The following is a 20,185-nucleotide window of genomic DNA, read 5'->3' as shown; positions in this document are numbered from 1 at the left end:
ATGTATGTAGCCGTCAAGGGCGGGGAAGCCGCCATTGCCAATGCCCACCGCCTTCTCGCCGATCGCCGCCGTGGCGACCGTAGCCTTCCCTCCATCACTATCGACCAGGTAGTCGAGCAGCTCGGCCTTGCGGTCGATAGAGTGATGGCGGAAGCCTCGCTTTATGACCGTGCGCTCGCAGCCCTTGCCGTCCGCCAGGGGCGCGGCGACATGATCGAGGCGATCTTCATCCTGCGCGCCTATCGCACGACGTTGCCGCGCTTCGGCTACTCCGAGCCGGTCGATACCGCCAACATGAAGGTCGAGCGCCGCGTGTCGGCGACCTACAAGGATCTGCCCGGTGGACAGCTTCTGGGCCCGACCTTCGATTACACCCACCGCCTGCTCGACCCATCACTGATCGCCGACGAAGCGGTCGAAGAACCGGCAGTCAAGGAGCCCGGTGAGCATGTGATGCGCGTCTCCGACATTCTCGACGGCGAAGGCCTGATCGAGGGTGATGGCCAGATGCCCGAGGGCCATGTCATGGGCGACCTTACCCGCGAGCCGATGGAGTTTCCGATGGCCCGGGACCTGCGACTGCAGGCGCTTGCCCGCGGCGACGAAGGCTTCCTCTTGGCGCTCGCCTACTCCACCCAGCGCGGCTACGGCCGCACCCACCCATTCGTCGGCGAAGTCCGCATCGGAGAAGTGGAAGTCGAACTCGATCTGCCGGAACTCGGCTTTGCCGTCTCACTCGGCGCGATCCGCGTCACTGAATGCCAGATGGTCAACCAGTTCATGGGCTCGGCCAAGCAGCCGCCGCAATTCACCCGCGGCTACGGCCTCGTCTTTGGCCAGAGTGAACGCAAAGCGATGTCGATGTCGCTGGTCGACCGGGCACTGCGCACTGACGAGTTCAGCGAGGACATCGTCGCACCCGCCCAGGATCAGGAATTTGTCATCTCGCATGCAGATAACGTTCAGGCTACCGGCTTCGTCGAGCACCTGAAGCTGCCGCACTATGTCGACTTCCAGGCCGAACTCGATCTCGTGCGCCGCATGCGCCGCGATTACGAGGCCGCGAATTCAGGTGAAGCACCGAAGGTACAACGGGAGGCGGCCGAATGATCGGGCATACCGCCAGCCCTAGCGGTTCAATCGCCGCCGCCATCCCCGCCACCACAATCGCCGCCGTCACCGGCATAGACACCACCGGCGTCGCCACCTCCGTCGTTCTTGCGCGCCCTGCTCTCCGGCTCGCGCTGCGGCCGGCGGGCAATGCCGAACAGGCCGGCAACCGCCGAACACAGCACGAAGATCCCAATCACCCAGACGAAAATCTCGCTCAAATCCTGGCCTCATCAGCGGTCGACACACTCAAGGGTAATCAGCGATGAACGACCTTGCTACCTATAATTTCGCCTATCTGGACGAACAAACCAAGCGCATGATCCGCCGCGCGATCCTGAAGGCGATCGCCATTCCCGGCTACCAGGTTCCATTTGCGTCGCGCGAAATGCCGATGCCCTACGGCTGGGGCACCGGCGGCGTGCAGGTCACCGCCTCGATCCTCGGTCCGCAGGACGTCTTGAAGGTCATCGACCAGGGCGCCGACGACACAACCAACGCGGTTTCCATCCGCGCCTTTTTCCAGAAGGTCGCCGACGTTGCCGTCACCACCCGGACGAAAGACGCGACGATCATCCAGACGCGCCACCGCATTCCGGAGGAAAAACTCTCGGAGGGACAGACGCTCGTCTACCAGGTGCCGATCCCGGAACCCTTGCGCTTCCTCGAGCCGCGCGAGACCGAGACGCGGAAGATGCATGCGCTCGAGGAATACGGGCTGATGCATGTGAAGCTCTACGAGGACATCGCGCGCAACGGCCATATCGCCACGACCTACGCCTATCCGGTCAAGGTCGAGGGACGTTACGTGATGGACCCGTCGCCGACGCCTAAGTTCGACAATCCGAAGATGCATATGTCGGAAGCGCTGCAGCTCTTCGGCGCCGGTCGCGAAAAGCGGATCTACGCTGTCCCGCCCTATACCGAAGTCGTCAGCCTCGATTTCGACGACCATCCCTTCGAGATCCAGAGCTTCGACAAGCCCTGCGCGCTCTGCGGCGCCGAGGACGTCTATCTCGACGAGGTGATCCTCGACGACAAGGGCGGACGCATGTTCGTCTGCTCCGATACCGATCATTGCGAAGACCGCCGCGCCTGCGGCCATGCAGGTCACATGCTTGCCCGAAAGGAAGCCGCAGAATGAGTACGCTCCCGCTTCTGAAAGTGAACGACGTCTCGAAGTTCTACGGAAGCCGCATCGGCTGCCGCAACGTTTCCTTCGAGCTCTATGCGGGCGAAGTGCTCGCCATCGTCGGCGAATCCGGCTCGGGCAAGACGACACTTCTGTCGTGCCTCTCGACCCGTCTGATGCCGACCTCCGGTATCGTCGAGTACCACATGCGCGACGGTCAGTACCGTGACCTCGCCCGCATGGGCGAAGCCGAGCGCCGCTTCCTGATGCGTACCGACTGGGGCTTCGTGCACCAGAACCCGGCCGACGGCCTGCGCATGACCGTGTCTGCCGGCGCCAATGTCGGCGAGCGGTTGATGGCCGTCGGCGATCGCCACTACGGCAACATCCGCGCCACCGCCAGCGACTGGCTGGAGCGGGTGGAAATCGGCATCGACCGCATCGACGACCAGCCGCGCGCCTTTTCGGGCGGCATGCGTCAGCGCCTCCAGATCGCCCGCAACCTCGTCACCTCCCCGCGCCTCGTCTTCATGGACGAGCCGACCGGCGGCCTCGACGTCTCGGTTCAGGCGCGCCTGCTCGATCTCGTACGCGGCCTCGTGCATGACCTCGGGCTTGCCGCCATCATCGTCACCCACGATCTCGCCGTCGCCCGCCTTCTTTCACACCGCATGATGGTGATGAAGGATGGAGCGGTCATCGAACAGGGGCTGACCGACCGCGTGCTCGACGATCCGCGCGAGCCCTATACCCAGCTCCTCGTCTCCTCGATCCTGCAGGTGTAAACCATGGCCACGCCCCTTGTTGTTTCCGAAGTCGCAAAAAGCTTCACCATGCATCTGCGTGACGGTATCCGCCGGCCGGTCGTCGCCAACGTCTCCTTCTCGGTGAAGGCCGGCGAATGCGTCGTTCTCGGCGGCCCCTCCGGCGTCGGCAAGAGCTCGATCCTGAAAATGCTCTACGGCAATTACGGCGTCGACGAAGGCCAGATCCTGATGGATCACGACGGCAAGCTGGTCAATCTGGCAACGGCCGAGCCGCGCACGGTGCTCGAAGTCCGGCGCACGACGCTCGGCTATGTCAGCCAGTTCCTGCGGGTGGTGCCGCGCATCTCCTCCCTCGACATCGTCGCCGAGCCGCTGCAGGCCCGCGGCATGCCGCTCGAAGAGGCCCGCACCCATGCGGCCGAACTGTTGAACAAGCTGAACCTGCCGCGCGAACTCTGGAGCCTGCCACCGGCGACCTTCTCCGGCGGCGAACAGCAGCGCGTCAACATCGCCCGCGGTTTCATCACCGACCACAAGATCCTTCTGCTCGACGAGCCGACCGCGTCGCTCGACGCGAAGAACCGGGCGGTCGTTGTCGAACTGATTGCCGAGAAGAAGGCCAAGGGCACCGCGCTGATCGGCATTTTCCACGACGAGGAAGTGCGCGACGCCGTTGCCGATCGCATTCTCGACGTCTCGGCCTTCTCGCCGCGAAAGGCTGCCGCATGAGCCAGAAGCTCGGGCTCGAGCCCTTTATCCACCCAACGGCGAGCGTCAACAATTCGACGCTCGGCCGCTACACCGAAGTGCAGGAGCGCTCAAGGCTCGACGAGGTCGAGTTCGGCGACTACTCCTACATCATGCAGGACGGCTCGATCTGGTGCGCAACGATCGGCAAGTTCGTCAACATCGCAGCCGCCGTGCGCATCAACGCCACCAACCACCCGACCTGGCGGGCGACGCTGCATCACTTCACCTATCGCGCGCCGAACTATTGGGACGATACCCAACTCGACCACGACCTTTTCGCCTGGCGGCGCTCGAACCGGGTAACGATCGGCCATGATGTGTGGATCGGCCACGGCGCCACCATCCTGCCGGGCGTCACTGTCGGCAACGGTGCTGTTATCGGCGCCGGCGCAGTCGTCTCGAAGGACGTCGAGCCCTACACCATCGTCGGCGGCGTGCCCGCCAAGCTCATCCGCGCCCGTTTCAACGAGGGCGTCGGCGAGCGGATGGACGCGCTCTCGTGGTGGGACTGGGACCACCAGCGCCTGCGCCGCGCGCTCGACGATTTCCGCGAGCTGACGGCCGAAGAGTTTTTGGTGCGTTATGCGTGAGTGATACGGCGCCGGGCAGAGGTTCGGCGCCTTTCCGAGCTGAGAACGAGCCGGTTACGGCCCGTTGACCAACTTCAGAATCAACTGGTGAATATTGCCGCCATCGGTCAACTCGACCTGGTCGAAGTCGCGGCTGCGCTGGCGCTGCGTCTGCGAGAGCGCGCCGAGGCGCTCGGTCATGACGGTCCTGATCTTGCGGCACTTCGGATCGTCGGGAACAGTGAGGCCCAGCGTCGCCTGCTCGATCGCGCGGACCATCTCCTTGATGAAATCGCCGTGCACGAGTTCGTGCTTGCGCACGCCGTCGATGAAGATGTCCCAGTTTTCGCGCGTGCCTGAAGGCAGCGGCCTTGCCGGTTTCGGCAGGGTGTAGGTGATGATCAGTTTCGGCTTTGCCACCGCCAGCACGCAGGCACCGCCTTGCTCTTCATATTTTCGCGTCCAGGTCAGCTTGAAGTTGGTGTGTGCGATCGCCCTGCCGATTCCGGCTTTCGGACCCCGTTCGCCGATCGAGGCGTAGAGCTCGGCACCCGTCTGCCCGGTGATTGTGTAGAGCGCTTCCTTTTCGACCGGCTGCCATTCGGCAGAGGCGAACCGCGGCCCAGACGCAAGGCAAAGGGCAACGACGCCCAGGCAAAGGCTTTTGTTCAATCCAACCCCTCGAAGTTCGCGCTGTCGGCGCACGATTCCTGGCCGCATTCCTTAAACGCGAATCGGCCAATGGCAACAGGCCAAAAAACAAAGGCACCGCGCGCCGTCTCCAGCGTGCGGTGCCTTTGCGTCTTACCCGGTCTTTTGACGCCCCGTTGTGGGAGGTGCAACGGGCCGCCCAAACGACGTTAGTTGACGGCCGTCAGCGTCATCGACGTGCCGGTGGCCGCGAGGTTCAGGCCGATCTGGCCGGTCACGCTGATCGTCTGCAGGTGGATCGAACCGGAGGTGCCGCCGACGAGGATGTTGGCACCGATACCGGCGCCGACGGTCGCTTCCGCCGTTGCACCCTGGTAGAGACCGCCGAGCGAACCGCGGTGGTAGCCGGCGGTCGGTGCGAACACGGCCCAAATCAGGCGGCTCTGCGTCGTGAAGCCGACATCGACGCCCATCTTGCGGATGGCGCCGGAATAGTGGTCGGAGGCTTCAGCACCCATGGTCGAGCGGAAGACGCAATCGACTTCCTTGGCCGAGCCGAGCACATAGCCGACACCGCCAGCGATGTTGCAATCGAGGTAACCAATCTTGACGCCGTTGCTTGTGTCGGGCTCGGGCTGCGGTTGAACTGTCGCGAGATCGGCTGCGTTTGCGGCGATCGCGCCCGCGAGAACCAGAGACGCTGCGGACACCTTTACGGCAAAACTCTTTTTCATTCTTGTCTCCTTCTCGGAACGTCAGAAATGATTGTCATTTGACCGGCGGCACACGAACTCAAGCACATAGCGCACGCTGCAGGAAACCAAAGCCATAGCCCGCGATCGGGCAATTCCGTGGCAAGCTTTTAGCAGACGATAAAATTGGTCGGGTTTCCCCAACAATGACTGCAGATTGTGTTGAAAAAGCCACGGAAAGGCCGGGGCCGGGCATTCCGCGGAGCTGATTTGCGCGGCAGCGTGTGACGGCGGCGCCGATTGGCGCGGGGCAATGCAGCGGTTACACGGGGGGAGGTTCCGATCGGGCGACGGCGCCGCCCGATCGGAGGAGATATCGTTTCTTAGGCCTTTGCGGCCTGCGCCAGGACACCGGCGGCAACGCGTGCCGTCAGCGCCAGAGAAACGGCGCCGGCGTCCGGATGACCGATGCTCTTTTCCGCAAGCGGCCGTGCCCGGCCGAGCTTCGGCGTCAGGCTCGAAGTGGCTTCGGCCGCTTCGGTCGCAGCCTTTGCCGCCGCCTGCCATGCCTCGATCAACGGCTTTCCGGCGGCAAACTCGCGCTCCACGGTCTCGACGAAAGGCACCAATGCATCGACAAGGGTCTTGTCGCCGACACGGGCGCGGCCGAGGCGGGTCACGCCATCGAGTGCACGGCGGGCACCGTCGACAATCGCGGCATCGGTCGGGGCTGCATCATCGTTGAAGGCATTGCTCCAGGCGCGCAACAGCAGGCCCCAGATCGCGCCCGACGTGCCGCCGGCCCGGTCCGCCCAGGCATCGCCCGCCACCGCCAGAACGCTGGCGGCGCCTGCACCCGCTGCAACCGCCGCCTTCGCGGCATCGTTGGCCGCGGCCGAACCGCGGCGCATGCCCTGTCCGTGGTCGCCGTCGCCGGCAAAGGCGTCGATGCGACCGAGTTCGTCTTCCGCCTGCTTCAGCGCCTCGGCCATTTCGCCGATCAGCCGCGCAATGCACGCGCCGCTCTGACGGGAGGTCTCGGAAGCCGCTGCGAAGGAAATGGCGTCCTCGTCATCCTTGAGCGTGTCCGTCGCGGGCTCGGTGGCGATGATCGCTCCCTTGCGCAGGGCCGGCGCATCGCAAGTCGCGCGCCAGTAGGTCTCGAGCTCGTCGTTCAGCCACATCAGCGTCAGCGAGCAGCCCTGCATGTCGAGGCTGGTGACGAATTCGCCGCATTCCGGATCGACGATCTCCAGGCCAGCCGCCTTCAGTTCCTTTTCGATCGCAACCCAAAGCACGAAGAGTTCTTCATACTTGGTCGAGCCGAGGCCGTTCAGAAGCGGTGCGACCTTGCGCACATCCGCCGGCCGCTCGGCGAGCAGTTTGCCGACGAGCAGCTTCGCGAACTCAGTTGCCGAAACCATCTTTTCTTCGCGGATACCCGGCTCGCCGTGGATGCCGAGACCAAGGGCCATCTCGCCCTTTGGAACGGTGAAGAGCGGACCCTTGGCGCCCGGAAGCGTGCAGCCGCCGAAAGCCACACCGAAGGAGACGGTGCGGTCGTTGGCAAGACGGGTGACGCGCTCAACTTCGTCGAGATTGAGGCCCGCTTCCGCAGCGGCTCCAGCAACCTTGAAGACCACGAGGTCGCCGGCGATGCCGCGGCGCTTGGCCGGGGTTTCGGCAGAGGCGCTCGCCACGTCGTCCGTCACCGGCACGATCCGCACGTCGATGCCTTCGGCGCGCAGCCGCTCGGCGGCAACGCCGAAGTTCAAGACGTCGCCGGCATAGTTGCCGAAGCCAAGCAGCACGCCGCCTCCCTGGTCAGCCACCCGGCAGACGCGGGCAACTGCCGCAGTCGAAGGTGAGGCGAAGACGTCACCGGCCACGGCCGCATCCGCCATGCCCGGGCCAACATAGCCGGCAAAGGCCGGGTAGTGGCCGGAGCCGCCGCCGACGACGACGGCGACCTTGCCCTTCGGCACTTTGGTCGAGCGCACGACGCCGCCCTTCACGAGACGGACGTTGCGCGCGTAGATCGAGCTGAATCCGGCAAGCGCGGTCGTCGCAAATTCTTCCGGTGCGTCAAAGATTGTGGTCATCGCGTCTCTTCCCTTAGTCGCGAGGCAGAATGCGCCTCAGATAGTCCCGGTTGGCGGCGCTGACGGAGAGCCCGTCGCCACCGTAATGCTCGCAGAGAAACGGGCTGTCGAAGCCATGCGCCAAGGCCATACGGATCGCCGCCCGATAGTTGATAACGCCGAATTCCAGCGGCGCCGGATGGGTGACCACCAGCCCCGAGGTCTCATCCTCGGTGCGGTAGTAATTCTTGACGTGCCAGTATTTGGCGAAGGGTGCAACCTTGGCCATCATCGGCTGCCAGTGCTCGACCGGGCGGTGAAGGCGCACGAGATTGCCGAGATCGGCATTGATGCCGACGTTCGGCAGGCCGACATCGGTAACGAAGCGCACGGCGCTGTCGGCCGAGCCGATATAGGTGTCCTCGTACATCTCGAGCGCCAGCTCGATGCCGAGTTCCTCGGCATGGCGACCAAGTTCGCGGATGCGCTGAACCGCTTGTCTCCAGACCGCGGGGTCTTCCGGGTTCTTGACGCCGTCGACGGTCCAGAACCAGAGCGCTTTCTTCTGCGCGTCGGTCAAAGGCCCGAAGAAGCCGAAGGAAACGGAGCCGGCGCCGATGGCCGCAGCCGTGTCGATGACCCGATGTCCGTAGGCGAGATATTCGTCGCCATGCTCCGGATCAATGACGCTACGCCGCGAAGTCGAGATCGCCGGCATGGAAAGGCCAAGGTCACGCGTCAGCTTGACGAAGTCATCGCGCCGCGCGGCCGGGAGGTCGGCCAGCCGGATCCAGCTGTCGGTCGGGTCGAGCTCGGTGAAGCCGGCGTCGACGACATCGGCGAGTGTCTCGGCCCATTGCTCGACCGACTGATCCTGCACGGAGCTGCCGTCTGCTAGCACGTTCGGATACTGGATCATCGCGGCCGCGATCGGCCAGGTTTCACGGGTCCATTTGCGCGATGGGTTCGCCATGGTTTTCCTCACTTATTTTGCGACGCAGTCTATAAGCAGACCGCGTCGCGCTTTTCCGATGCGCTTGTTTTGAGGTGCGGCGACTCCGTCAAGCCGCCGCGCTGCCGTCGCCATGCGGCGTGGCCGCATCTTGCTTGCGCTTGCGGACCAGGCCGACCAGCCCGAAGACAAGCGGCGACAGCAGAAGGGCAAGAGCAAGCGCCATCAGAGAGGAAACCAGCGGGTTTGACCAGAAGATGTTCAGGGTACCGCCGGAAAGAAGCATCGACTGGCGGAAGGCGTCCTCAGCCTTGTCGCCGAGCACCATGGCCAGAACCAGCGGCGCAAGCGGGTAGTCGAGCTTCTTGAAGACGTAGCCGAGTACGCCAAAGCCGATGACCATGAAGATGTCGGAGACCGAGTTTGCCACCTGATAGGCGCCGGAGAAGATGACGGCGACGATGATCGGGCCGATGATCGCAAAAGGCACGCGCAGGATCGAGGCGTAGAGCGGCACGGTGGCGATCACCAGGAAGACGGCGACGACGTTGCCGAGATACATGGACGCGATCAGGCCCCAGACGAAGTCCGGCCGCTCGGTAAAAAGCATCGGGCCGGGGGTCAGGCCCCAGATCATCAGGCCGCCCATCATGACGGCCGCCGTTGCCGAGCCGGGAACGCCGAGCGCCAGCATCGGCAGCAGCGCCGAGGTGCCGGCCGAGTGGTCGGCGGTCTCGGGTGCGACGACACCGCGCGGGTCACCCTTGCCGAACTTCGACTTGTCGCGGGCAGAGCGACGGGCAACGCCGTAGCTCATGAAGGAGGCCGCGGTCGGGCCAGCGGGCGTGATGCCCATCCAGATGCCGATGATCGTCGAGCGCAGGATCGTGAACCAGTAGCGCGGGATCTCGACCAGCGTGCGACCGATCTCGACGAGCTTGACGCGCGCCTTAATGCCTTCGAAGCGCAGGCCCTCTTCCGTCGTCAGCAGCAGTTCACCGATGCCGAAGAGCCCCATGACCGCGATCAGGAAGCTGACGCCCTTGATCAGCGTCGGGATATCGAAGGTCAGGCGCAGGTCGCCGGAGATCGTGTCCATGCCGACGGAAGCAAGCGCGAAGCCGAGCATCATCGAGACGAGCGTCTTGAAGGGCGATTGCGCGCCCATCGAGATGAAACTTGCAAACGCAAGGAAGTAGACCGCGAAGTATTCCGGCGACGAGAAACGCAGTGCGAAGTTCGCGACCCAGCCGGAAAGCAGTGTGATCATCACGACGCCGGCCAGCGCGCCGATGCCGGCGGATACGAAGGCGAGCGTCAGCGCTCGGCTCGCCTGCCCGGCTTTCGCCATCGGATAGCCGTCGAACGTGGTCGCCACCGACGAGGGTTCGCCGGGAATGTTGAACAGGATCGATGTGGTCGATCCGCCGAAGAGCGCCCCCCAGTACATGCAGGAGAGCAGGATGATGGCGGAGATCGGGTCCATCGAGAAAGTCAGCGGCAAGAGCAGCGAAACGCCGTTCGGCGCGCCAAGGCCGGGCAGCACCCCGACCAGAATGCCGAGCGTGACGCCGATCATCATCAGCAGGATATGGTTCCAGCTGAGGATGTGGCCGAAGCCATCGATCAGAAGACCGATATTTTCCATGTCATTCCTCCCGGGGCTTAAAGCACGTCACGATCCTTGAGGCTCGCTCCCCGCGCTTTAAGTCTTTGACTTTTTTTTGCTTGTCGTTAGCGCAAGACCGCTGTGCGCGCTTACGCGACATGCCCTTGAGCGGTCGGAATCAATAGATCCCGAACCAGGCCTCGATCGGTCCCTTGAGCAGGGGAACCTTGAAACCGAACTCGAATACGATGAAGAAAAACAGCGAAACGGCGATGCCCGACGGCAGCGCGATCCACCATTTGTAGCGCCCCTGGAAGAGCATGGTTCCGGCGATATAGAGCGCCGTCCCGACATAAAGGCCGAGCCAGGCGGATACGCCGGCAAAGACAACCAGCGGCAGCAGGAACGATGCCACCACCTTGGCGCGGTGACCGTCGATGGAGATCTCACCGGACCCGCGATGTTTCACGAAGGCGTGGATCGCATTGGCGACGCTTCCGAGAAGGATCAGAAGCCCGACATAGAAGGGAAAATAGCCGGCTTCGGGACCGAATTCCGTCCAGCCCGCGCCGATATCGAGAGATCCGTAGCAGACCGCAGCACCGAAGGCGCCGGTCAGTGCGGCAACACCAAGCTCAACCGCGAAGCGGGAGACCCCATTCGCACCGTTCTCGCTCATGATCGTGACCTTTCAAAGCGAATGACGGGCGCCGGATGGCACCCGTCCCGATCGTCGCCTGTTAGTTGGCGAGCCAACCTTCGCGCTTCAGCACTTCGCCGACAGCAGCGCCATCCATTTCGATGGCGGCCTTGAAGTCGTCGCCGGCGATGTAGGCGGGCGACTGCGACGTGTCGGCCAGGTACTTCGCCCATTCCGGCGTTTCCGAAACCTTGCGCATCAGGTCCGCATAGAACTTGACCACATCCTGGTCAACGCCAGCCGGCAGCCAGACGGTGCGCGGCATGGAGTAGTTGTCGATGGCGATGCCCGAATCCTTGCAAGTGGGGATGTCGCTCCAGGCCTTGTCGCCGGCAACCTTGGTTTCGTTCGAAAGCTTGACGCTCTTGAAGACGCAAAGCGGCTTGACCATGCCGGCCTGCCACTGGCCGAGGTTTTCGCTCGGGTTGTTGACGTTGGCATCGAGGTGCTCGCCGGCGAGCTGAACGGCCGCTTCGCCGCCGCTCTTGAACGGGATGTAGTTGATCGTCGAGCCGGTCGTCTCGTTGATCATCGAGGTCAGGATCTGGTCGACGTCCTTCGACTGGCTGCCGCCGATCTTCAGGCCGCCTTCCTTCGCCTTGGCGGCAAAGTCGGCAGCGGTGTTGTAGGAGGCCTTGCCGTTGACCCAGAGAACGAACTCGTCGGAAGCAAGCGCCGCAACCGGCGTCAGGTCTTCAGCCTTGTAGGGAACCTTGGCGCGGACCGGCAGCAGGTAGGCGTTGTTGGTGCCGAATGCCAGCTTGTAGGCGTCGCCCTTGTTGGTCGCCGTGTAGACGAAGCCTTCGGCGCCGCCGGCGCTGCCCTTGTTGGTGACGACGACCGGAGCCTTCATCAGCTCGTACTTGCCGATGATCGCCTGGATCGTGCGGGCGAAGATGTCGGTGCCGCCGCCGGGGCCGGCGGTGACGACGAATTCAACCGGACGATCGGGCTCGAAAGCGGCGGCCGGAGCAGCAACGCCGAAAACGGCTGCCATGATGCATGCGATGGAGACGGTATTCTTCATGCGGGTCCTCCCGTTTTTGTGGTTCTGCGGCGCAAGACCTCCTCCTGCGCCGTTATTGCTTGAAAGCGTGCGAAATCAGGCAGCAGCCTTGAGAGCCGCCTTTTTCTTCGCCATGCGCACTGCCAGAAGCAGCGCCTCGCGGCTGGCGCCGACGTCGGCAATCCCCTTGCCGGCGATGTCGTAGGCCGTGCCGTGGGCCGGCGTGCAGAGCGGGAACGGCAGGCCGCCCATCATCGTCACGCCCTTGTCGAAGCCGATCAGCTTCATCGCGATCTGGCCCTGGTCGTGGTACATGGTCATGACGGCGTTGTAGCCTTCCTTCAGGGCGCGGCCGAAGACTGTGTCCGCCGGGAACGGGCCGTCGACGTTGAAGCCGCGCGCCTTGGCCTTTTCGACGGCCGGCTCGATGATGTCGATCTCTTCCATGCCGAAGCTGCCGCCGTCTCCGGCGTGCGGGTTGAGCCCGGCAACAGCAATCTTCGCCTCGCTGTAACCGGCTTCCTTGAGGCAGCTCTGGGTCAGCTCGAGCTCGGCAAGGATCGCCTCGACCGACAGGTTGTCGGCCACTTCCTTGATCGGAATGTGCGAGGTGACGCGGGCGTTCCAGACCTTCTCGAGAACGTTGAATTCCCGGACCTTGCCCGTGAAGTTGAGAACGTCGGAGACGAAACGGATCTCGTCGTCGTAGCCCGGATAGGCAAAGCGCATCGCCTTCTTGTTGAAGGGCGTGAAGCAGACTGCTTCCGCCTTGCCGGCATGCGCCAGCTCGAGCGCTACGCGAAAGTTGCGGGTCGCAAAGGTGCCGCCCGCAAGCGTCGCCTCGCCGCGAACGACGTCGGCCGGATCGAGATGGCCAAGGTCGACGAACACGTGGCGCTCGGTCCTGACAGCGTCGAGGTCCTCCAGGGTCGAGGATGCAAGGTCGAGCGTGACGCCGGCAATGCGGGCGCCTTCATCGAGGATGCGACGATCGCCGATCGTGATGATGTGGGCAGCCTCACGAATATCGGAAAGCGCCAGCAGCTTTGCCGTGAGCTCCGGGCTGATGCCGGCCGGATCGCCCATAGCGAGCGCGATGACAGGACGCGCGCCGTTAGCGGCTACACCGTTGGTCGTCATGAGAGATGTCCTCCACTTCATTCTTTCGAGAGCCGTCATACGTTATTCAAAATTCTGCATCAAGTCTTTTGTATTCTGTATGCAGCATTTTCTGTTGACGATATCGGGGGCCGTCTCCATGCTTTAATGAGACAGCGCTGATTCAATTGGCGCGAACGGGAACAGACGGCCGACACTTCAGTCGCCAGATGCAGAAGCGAAACGATGAACGAAATTACCTCTCTGGAGAAACGCCCCGAGGGCGGCCCCGGCCCGATCCGACGCACTGCGCTGCACGACACGCTGGTCACGCATCTGCGCGACATGATCATCGAGGGTGATCTCTCGCCCGGCACGCGTCTGCATGAAGGTCAACTCGGCGAGCAGCTCGGCGTCTCGCGCACGCCGCTGCGCGAAGCCATCAAGTATCTGGCGAGCGAAGGACTGGTGGAGCTCGTTCCGAGCCGCGGCGCCGTCGTCAAGCGTTTCAGCGCCAAGGACGTGCGTGACATGCTGACGGTCTTGCAGACGCTGGAAGAGCTTGCCGGCAAGCTCGCCTGTGAAGCCGCCAGCGACGCCGGCATCGCCGAAGTGCGCGCGCTCCACGACGAAATGGTCTCGCGCTACAAGGCCGGTGACCGGCTGCAGTATTACAAGCTCAACCAGCAGATCCATTCGGCCATCGCGCAACTGGCGGCAAACGCCGCCTTGGCGGATATGCATGCGATCTTGCAGACGCGGCTGAAGCGCATTCGCTTCATCGGCCACGAGGGGCCTGAAAAATGGGCAGCGGCCGTTGCCGAGCATGAGGAAATGATCGTCGCGCTCGAAGCCCGCGACAAGGCAAGGCTTTCCGAAGTTCTCGGTCGGCACCTCATGAATGCCTGGGAACGGGTGCGCGCCGCGGTGTAGGCGGCGCTCCAGCTTCGGCGCAAGTGAGCCCCGGCGGGCGCGCACCTTCTGTCAGAACTTCGAACAGGCGTTCGCAACGGCCTCGGCATCTCCCGCGGCCACCTGCTTTTTCCCCGCGCGAATTGCGTCGCGCGGCACCGGGGTTTGCGGTCAGCGCCTTTCCCGAGACAGCCAGGCTCGAGAGCTTGGAGAGCAAGCCCTGCGTCCCCAGCAGACGCGCCAGCCACCGAGGGAAGCCGACGGCAGTTCGACGGCAGGTTCAGGGACGACACACTCGCGTGCAACAGTGAAGAATCCGTCCGCCACCAAGCAACGGCAGGCGATGGCAGCGTCGCTGTCCGCCTGGTGTTACAGATTTGCCTCCCGAACAATCTGCATTGCTTGGAAAGCAATTAAGGATATTCGAATTCAATTGACTTTAACCTGATCGAAATTCACTGAATCTACGTGGGGCGGAGACAGGAACGAAGATGGGGCGGCAACGGCTTCGGGGACTGCTTGCGACAGTGGCAATCCTCTGTCCAGGCGCAAGCATGGCAGAGCCGGTTCAAAGAACACCGCCCGTCGCCGGATCGGTGATTGCCCGCAAATCCGGTGAGGAAGTGCGCTTCGTCGACGTTTCGAGCTGGCGTTTCGTCGATCTCGCACAGGACCTTTTGTCCGGCGATATCCTGCGCACTAATGCGACCGGGGCGCTGGCGGTGCTTTTCTCCGACCACACCCAGATCCGGCTCGGCCGCAACACGGCGTTGCGCGTCAAACGCATGGGCACAGGCAGCGATACCAATCTCGAACTGCAGTCAGGCACGATCTGGGCACGGGCGGAGCGTGGCGGCCAGGGCCTGACGATCGACACGCCGGCGGCAACGGCTGCCATTCGTGGCACCGACTGGACACTGACGGTCGCCGGCGACACGACCTCGCTGACCGTGCTTGAAGGCGTGGTCGAACTCAGCAACGAACTTGGCAGCGTCACCGTGAAACAGGGCGAAGGCGCCGTTGCCGCCATCGGGAAAGCGCCGACCAAGATCGTGATCGTGACGCCGAAGGACCGCGAACAGATGCTCTTCCATCTGTCTTTACGCGACGCCTTCGCGCTCATGCCGTCAACCCCGCTTAAGGTGCGCGACATGCGCAATGAGCGCGAACGGATCGAAGCCCAGCCGGAAGCGTCGCGCTCGGCCGAAGACTGGCTGACACTCGCCGAAATCCAACTGCGGTTCGACGGGCGAGCCCAGGCCACAGCCGCCCTTCAACAGGCCCGACGCCTCGGCCTCAATCGATCTCAAGCCGCGCGCGCCTATCTCGTCGAAGCGCTGATTGCCGGTTCTGAAAACCGCTACGGCGATGCGGCACAGCTGTTCGAAAAGGCAGTCCCCGGGCTCGACGCCGACCGCCGCTCCGTCGCGGCCTTCGGCGGCTATTTCGCACGCGCTCTCGCCGACCCGGACCGGATCGAGCAGCCGCCATCTCAGGCGACAGGTGCCTATGGTGCCTTCGCTGCGGCCTGGACCGCGGGCTTTCGCACCGATATCCGCGCAGCGATCGAAACGATCAAGAAGGCGGAAAGGCGATATCCGGACGATCCGTTCCTTCCAGCCGCCCGCGCGCAATTTGCAATGCTGCTCGACGATCGAGTCGAAACGCGCGCCGGTATCGAAAAGGCGCTTGCGAACGATCCCGACGACCCGACCGCGCTGGAATCGCGCGCCAAGTACCGCTTGCTTATTGAAAACGATCGAATAGGCGCGCTGGCGGATCTCGAGCGCGCCTTGGAAATCACGCCGGGCGACCCGTCGCTGTGGAACTGGGTGGGCCTGGCAAAAAGCGAGCGGGGCGACAATCGCGGCGCCGAGAGAGCATTCCAGAAGGCCGTGGAACTCGATCCGGCCGATCCGCTTTACCACGCCAACCTGGCCTATCAGTACCTCGATGAAATGCGGCTTGCGGAAGCAAAGCGCGAGATCGATACGGCACTCGCGATCGATCCTTCCTTCGACCTCGTGCTCGTCGCCCGCGGTCGGTACCATTTGCAGAACGGCAACCTGGACAAGGCGATCGACGACCTCTTGGCCGGTTCGACGGCCAACCCCGCCTATTCCAACGCGCAATTGCTGCTCTCGGCGGCGCATTATGAAAAGGGAGACCGCCTTCCGGCGGCACAGGCCCTCGACAATGCCGACCGGCTCGACCCGAACGACCCCGTCGTCGCGACCGTGCGGACCGCGATTGCGATAGACGAATACGATTCCGATGCGGCGATCCGCTACGCGCAGGAACTGATGCGGCGGACGCGGGCGCGCGGCGGCGAAAGTGCTCCGCTCGGCGCCAACCAGGATGCCGGATCGACGCTCAACGACGCCTTCCGCCTGCAAGGCCTGAACGCCTGGGGGCAATATTACGGCGATGTGGTCTTCGATCCGTTCACGGGATCGAGCTATGTCGACCAGGCGATCCGCGGCAGCGTCAATCCGCTGTTCAACACCTATGATTTCGATGGCAGCCCCGTCGTCAACACCGCCAATCCGCAGAGCTTCTCCGCCTTCTTCCAGGGGCTGCTGATCGAGCCGCACATGCTGGCAAGCCGCGAGCGCACGGCCAATCTCGTCCAACGGCCGTTCTTCGAGGCCGCGGTCGCAGGCGGCATCATCGCCGACAGCGACCATGAGGGCGGGATCGGCGAGGCGGAACTGCGCGGGCTGACGTTCTCGCCCTTCCCGATCAGCGTCTACGGCAATCTGCATTGGGAGAAGCCGCGCGATACGATCGATATCGGCAATGGCCTGGCGATCGAGCGTGAAGCACGCCTGCTTGGCGGCAATGGCTATGTGACAGCCTCCCCGACGCCGGATGACAGGGTCGTGGCCTATGCCAACTACGGCGATCTTGATGATAAACGCAGTATTTTCGATATCCCGGATCCCCGCGCGGCCCCTCTGAAGCTCGACGGGCTGAGCGACGACGATTCCTCGCGGCTACTCTCGGGCGTGGCGTGGAGCCATACCTTCGGATACCGCAACATCGCCAATGCCGCGTTCTTCTTCTCCGATCAGAATACCACGGAAAACGAGCGGATCCGGCTCACGGACCCGCGCTTTCCGGACCTTGCCACCAGCCGGAGCGAGGACAAGCAAAGAACCTATATCGCCGCCATCAATCACCTTTACGGTGACGGCGATTTCACCTGGCGCTACGGCGTCGAAGGCGGCGTGGTAAAGTCATCGAGCGCGTTCGACATTTTTGACCCGCTGGGCGTCAGCACCGGCAGCAGCAATGCGCCCGTCATCGCGTCCGGTTCGACGTCCGCCACACAGACGGTCGCCAAGGCTTACATCGACACGATCTACGAAATCACGCCGGACCTGAAGACGGAAGGCGCCCTCTTTGCCCGCTATATCGAAGGCGTCAACGACGGCGATGTCAGGCTCGAACCGAAAATCGGCATCGCCTGGGCGCCGGCCGAAGGGCATTGGCTGCGGGCGGCAGCCATGCGCGATGGCCTCAACTTCGACGTCGCCACCCTTGCGCCGATCGGCATCGTCGGGCTGCAGCCGAACCAGCTGCGCTTCGGCGCCGAAGGCTATGCCGATACGCTGGCACTGCGTTGGGACGCGGAGTGGAACAGCTGGTTCTTCACCGCGCTCGACTACCAGCACCAGGAGGTGCGGCAACTCGCGCTCGACATTCCGCTTTCGACCACCAGCCTTGCGTATGCCAAGGTCGGGCTCGACCGGGTTGCGGCAACGGCGAACTTTGCCATCGGCCACGGCTTCGGCCTCTCCCTGACAGCGGCCCACACGGAAGCCGACGTTAAGGAACACACCGGCAGCCAGCCCGGCGAACTGCTGTTCGTGCCGGAAAACACCGGCCAAGCGGCGCTGACTTGGGTCAGCACGGCGAACGTCAAGACGACCGTTGCGGCCAACTATGTCGGTTCACGACCCGGCGGGTTAAAGACGCTCGACGACTTCTGGACGCTCGACGCCGCCTTGCAATGGGAACCGTTCGACAAGCAGATCGAGGTGGATCTGGCAGCCTTCAATCTGCTCGATGAAGATTTCGAGCTGGGCAATGGCCTGCCGGGTTGGGGACGAACGTTCAAAGGCACGATCAAAGTGCGGTTCTGATGGAGGAGCGCGTCGCCGTGCAGGCATCGAGCGGTCGGTCCGGACGATGGGACAACCCCCGCTTCCTGCAACGGCGGTTGAAACTTCTCGCGCTTGCGGTTTTCGTCGCCATCGCGCTGTCGCTGGCGACCTTGACCAATGCCTGGCGGCTGAACGAGTTGCGCAGCTTCGACTACCTGTCGACCGTCGACGGCCCGCCGCTTCCTGAGGACAGCCCGATCATCGTCGCGATCGACGAACCGTCGATGGCCGAAATCGGGCGCCAATGGCCCTGGCCGCGCGCCCTGCATGCGCGCCTCATCGAGGCGCTGCGCAGGGCCGGCGCACGCGCCATCGGCATCGACGTGATTTTCGCTGAACCTTCGGCCGATGCCGCCAACGACGAGGCGCTGGAAAAGGCGCTCGGCGCGGACGTGGTTCTTGCCGGAGACCAGACGCTGGTGGAGGCGCCCCAGGCCGACCAGTTCGTGCGCACCGAGCCGTTGGCCCGCTTCATCGCAAAGGGCGCCTGGACCGGGATCGCCTCTGTCAGCCTCAGCGGCGACGGAACGTTGCGCGCCGTTCCCGACTATCCGGACGGATTTGCCGCCGTGCTCGCGGCAATCGCCGGCGCAAAATCGCACGCACCGCCAAAGGACGCGCTGATCCAGGTCTTCGGACCGGCGCGGACCTATCCCACCGTCTCCTATTACCAGGCGCTCGATCCCGACAATTTCCTGCCAGAAGGCATGTTCGAGGACCGCGTCGTGCTCGTCGGCCTCAGCCTGCAAAATGCGCCATCGATCGCCGATGGCGGGGCCGATGCCTTCACGACATCGGATACCGTACATTCGAACAAGCTCGTTTCCGGCGTTGAGATGCAGGCTACCATCTACGACAATCTGGCCCATGAGCTTTTCGTAAAGCGCGCTGCAAGACCGTATGTGGTTGCCGCCATTGCGCTGGCCGCGATGCTTGCGGCCTTTTCGGTGCTGCGGACGACCGGCTGGCGCACGCTTGCCTATGGCGCCGTCGCCATCGGCCTGATCATCGCCGCCAGCTATGCCGCGATGCGGCTTGGCCACGTCTTTCTGTCGCCGCTTGGGCCTGGGCTTGCGTTCCTTGCCGTGACTGCCGGCCAGGCCGGGCTCGACTATGCGGAGGAACGCAAGAAGCGCCGCGAAATCACCCGCGCCTTCCAGCAGTACCTCTCCCCTGCCCTTGTCGAGCGCCTGGCGAAAGACCCGTCACACCTGAGGCTCGGCGGTGAGCGGCGCACGCTGTCGATCCTCTTTTGCGACATCCGGGGCTTTACCACCATCGCGGAGGAAATGAAGGAGGACCCGGAGCGTTTGACGGCACTGGTCAACCGGCTGCTGACGCCGCTTTCGGAAGCCGTTCTCGAACAGGGCGGTACCATCGACAAATATATCGGCGACTGCCTGATGGCCTTCTGGAACGCGCCGCTCGACGACCCCGAGCATGCCGTGCATGCAGTCGGGGCGGCGCTCGACATGCTTGCGCGGCTTGAACGGGTGAACCGGGAACTCGAAAGCGAGGCGAAACGGGAACGCCGACCGGCCCAAACCTTGAGGATCGGCATCGGCATCAACACCGGCGAATGCGTCGTCGGCAACATGGGCTCGCACCAGCGGTTCGACTATTCGGCCCTTGGCGACGCCGTCAATCTGGCCTCGCGCCTCGAAGGCGCATCGAAGGACTACGGCATCTCCCTGCTCCTCGGCGAGGAGACCGCGCGTCTCGTCGAAAAGACCTTCCCGATCGCCGAACTCGATCGCATCACCGTCAAGGGCCGCACCGCCGTGTCGCCGGTCTTCACCGTCGCCGTCGGCGCCGGGAAGGACGCGATCGAACGCCACCAGGCCTTCGTACAGGCCAAATATGACGGCACGCTTCGAGCTCATGACGCGGTGTTCGACCAGTTGAAGAGCGCCCTGCCGCCACTCGCGCGCTACTACGAAAGGGAGCGTTCCCGTCTCGATACGTCGCGACGGGAACCGAAGTGAGC

General features: G+C 63.7%; 17 protein-coding genes. 8 read left to right on the top strand and 9 right to left on the bottom strand.

What is annotated here, in order from left to right; all coding sequences use genetic code 11:
* Entirely contained in the window at positions 1-1,110 is a 1,110-nt protein-coding gene (locus tag IB263_RS16365; protein WP_192438696.1) for a carbon-phosphorus lyase complex subunit PhnI, read from the top strand.
* Between the two features lie 26 nt (positions 1,111-1,136).
* On the opposite strand, the gene IB263_RS16360 is transcribed toward IB263_RS16365, so the two are convergent.
* Complete coding sequence (locus IB263_RS16360) at positions 1,137-1,331, bottom strand: hypothetical protein (protein ID WP_112985978.1); 195 nt, start codon at positions 1,329-1,331, stop codon at positions 1,137-1,139.
* A 44-nt stretch (positions 1,332-1,375) separates the two neighbouring features.
* Here IB263_RS16360 and IB263_RS16355 point away from each other — a divergent pair, with 44 nt between their 5' ends.
* The 4 genes from IB263_RS16355 to IB263_RS16340 are packed head-to-tail and all read left to right on the top strand — an operon-like array spanning position 1,376 to position 4,349.
* Positions 1,376-2,254 carry an alpha-D-ribose 1-methylphosphonate 5-phosphate C-P-lyase PhnJ gene (locus IB263_RS16355; RefSeq protein ID WP_034800089.1) on the top strand — a complete coding sequence of 293 codons (879 nt, stop codon included), beginning with the start codon at positions 1,376-1,378 and terminating at the stop codon, positions 2,252-2,254.
* The gene (gene phnK, locus IB263_RS16350) at positions 2,251-3,027 is read left to right on the top strand and encodes a phosphonate C-P lyase system protein PhnK (protein WP_043623284.1); all 777 of its coding nucleotides are present in this window, start codon (positions 2,251-2,253) and stop codon (positions 3,025-3,027) included. The genes IB263_RS16355 and phnK overlap by 4 nt, the downstream gene beginning before the upstream one ends.
* A gap of 3 nt (positions 3,028-3,030) precedes the next feature.
* Positions 3,031-3,738 (top strand): phosphonate C-P lyase system protein PhnL, encoded by a 708-nt coding sequence (gene phnL / locus IB263_RS16345; protein ID WP_192438695.1) that lies wholly within the window; start codon positions 3,031-3,033, stop codon positions 3,736-3,738.
* Positions 3,735-4,349: a DapH/DapD/GlmU-related protein gene (locus IB263_RS16340; protein ID WP_034800086.1), complete on the top strand. Its 615-nt coding sequence runs from the start codon at positions 3,735-3,737 to the stop codon at positions 4,347-4,349. The genes phnL and IB263_RS16340 overlap by 4 nt, the downstream gene beginning before the upstream one ends.
* A 54-nt stretch (positions 4,350-4,403) precedes the next feature.
* Here IB263_RS16340 and IB263_RS16335 read toward each other — a convergent pair whose 3' ends face one another.
* The 8 genes from IB263_RS16335 to IB263_RS16300 all read right to left on the bottom strand — a co-directional run bounded on the left by IB263_RS16335 (position 4,404) and on the right by IB263_RS16300 (position 13,159).
* A complete protein-coding gene (locus IB263_RS16335; RefSeq protein ID WP_090428670.1) occupies positions 4,404-5,048 on the bottom strand; it encodes a DUF922 domain-containing Zn-dependent protease in 645 nt (214 codons plus the stop codon).
* Positions 5,049-5,188: 140 nt separating this feature from the next.
* Positions 5,189-5,713: a DUF992 domain-containing protein gene (locus tag IB263_RS16330; RefSeq protein ID WP_034800084.1), complete on the bottom strand. Its 525-nt coding sequence runs from the start codon at positions 5,711-5,713 to the stop codon at positions 5,189-5,191.
* A gap of 341 nt (positions 5,714-6,054) precedes the next feature.
* Positions 6,055-7,773: a dihydroxyacetone kinase family protein gene (locus tag IB263_RS16325; RefSeq protein WP_113294597.1), complete on the bottom strand. Its 1,719-nt coding sequence runs from the start codon at positions 7,771-7,773 to the stop codon at positions 6,055-6,057.
* A 13-nt stretch (positions 7,774-7,786) separates the two neighbouring features.
* Positions 7,787-8,725 (bottom strand): sugar phosphate isomerase/epimerase, encoded by a 939-nt coding sequence (locus IB263_RS16320; RefSeq protein ID WP_034800082.1) that lies wholly within the window; start codon positions 8,723-8,725, stop codon positions 7,787-7,789.
* 88 nt (positions 8,726-8,813) lie between these two features.
* Positions 8,814-10,352, bottom strand: coding sequence for a tripartite tricarboxylate transporter permease (locus tag IB263_RS16315; protein ID WP_034800081.1), 1,539 nt, complete (start codon positions 10,350-10,352; stop codon positions 8,814-8,816).
* A gap of 139 nt (positions 10,353-10,491) precedes the next feature.
* The gene (locus tag IB263_RS16310) at positions 10,492-10,992 is read right to left on the bottom strand and encodes a tripartite tricarboxylate transporter TctB family protein (RefSeq protein WP_113294598.1); all 501 of its coding nucleotides are present in this window, start codon (positions 10,990-10,992) and stop codon (positions 10,492-10,494) included.
* A gap of 61 nt (positions 10,993-11,053) precedes the next feature.
* Positions 11,054-12,040, bottom strand: coding sequence for a tripartite tricarboxylate transporter substrate binding protein (locus IB263_RS16305; RefSeq protein ID WP_034800079.1), 987 nt, complete (start codon positions 12,038-12,040; stop codon positions 11,054-11,056).
* Between the two features lie 75 nt (positions 12,041-12,115).
* Positions 12,116-13,159, bottom strand: coding sequence for a 4-hydroxythreonine-4-phosphate dehydrogenase PdxA (locus IB263_RS16300; protein ID WP_192438694.1), 1,044 nt, complete (start codon positions 13,157-13,159; stop codon positions 12,116-12,118).
* A gap of 204 nt (positions 13,160-13,363) precedes the next feature.
* Between IB263_RS16300 and IB263_RS16295 the strand changes: the two genes are divergently transcribed.
* The 3 genes from IB263_RS16295 (at position 13,364) to IB263_RS16285 (ending at position 20,183) form a co-directional block, all read left to right on the top strand.
* Complete coding sequence (locus tag IB263_RS16295; RefSeq protein WP_034800075.1) at positions 13,364-14,050, top strand: GntR family transcriptional regulator; 687 nt, start codon at positions 13,364-13,366, stop codon at positions 14,048-14,050.
* A 470-nt stretch (positions 14,051-14,520) separates the two neighbouring features.
* Positions 14,521-18,177: a FecR domain-containing protein gene (locus tag IB263_RS16290; protein ID WP_192438693.1), complete on the top strand. Its 3,657-nt coding sequence runs from the start codon at positions 14,521-14,523 to the stop codon at positions 18,175-18,177.
* On the top strand, positions 18,177-20,183 hold the full coding sequence (locus tag IB263_RS16285) for a CHASE2 domain-containing protein (RefSeq protein WP_192438692.1): 2,007 nt from the start codon (positions 18,177-18,179) through the stop codon (positions 20,181-20,183). Before IB263_RS16290 ends, IB263_RS16285 begins: the two co-directional genes overlap by 1 nt.
* The last annotated feature ends 2 nt before the right edge of the window (positions 20,184-20,185 follow it).

The organism is Ensifer sp. ENS03 (genome assembly GCF_014852035.1).
In the GTDB taxonomy this organism is placed as follows: domain Bacteria; phylum Pseudomonadota; class Alphaproteobacteria; order Rhizobiales; family Rhizobiaceae; genus Ensifer; species Ensifer adhaerens.
Note: the sequence above shows the minus strand (reverse complement) of the source record. Positions and strands in the feature narration are given on the sequence as shown.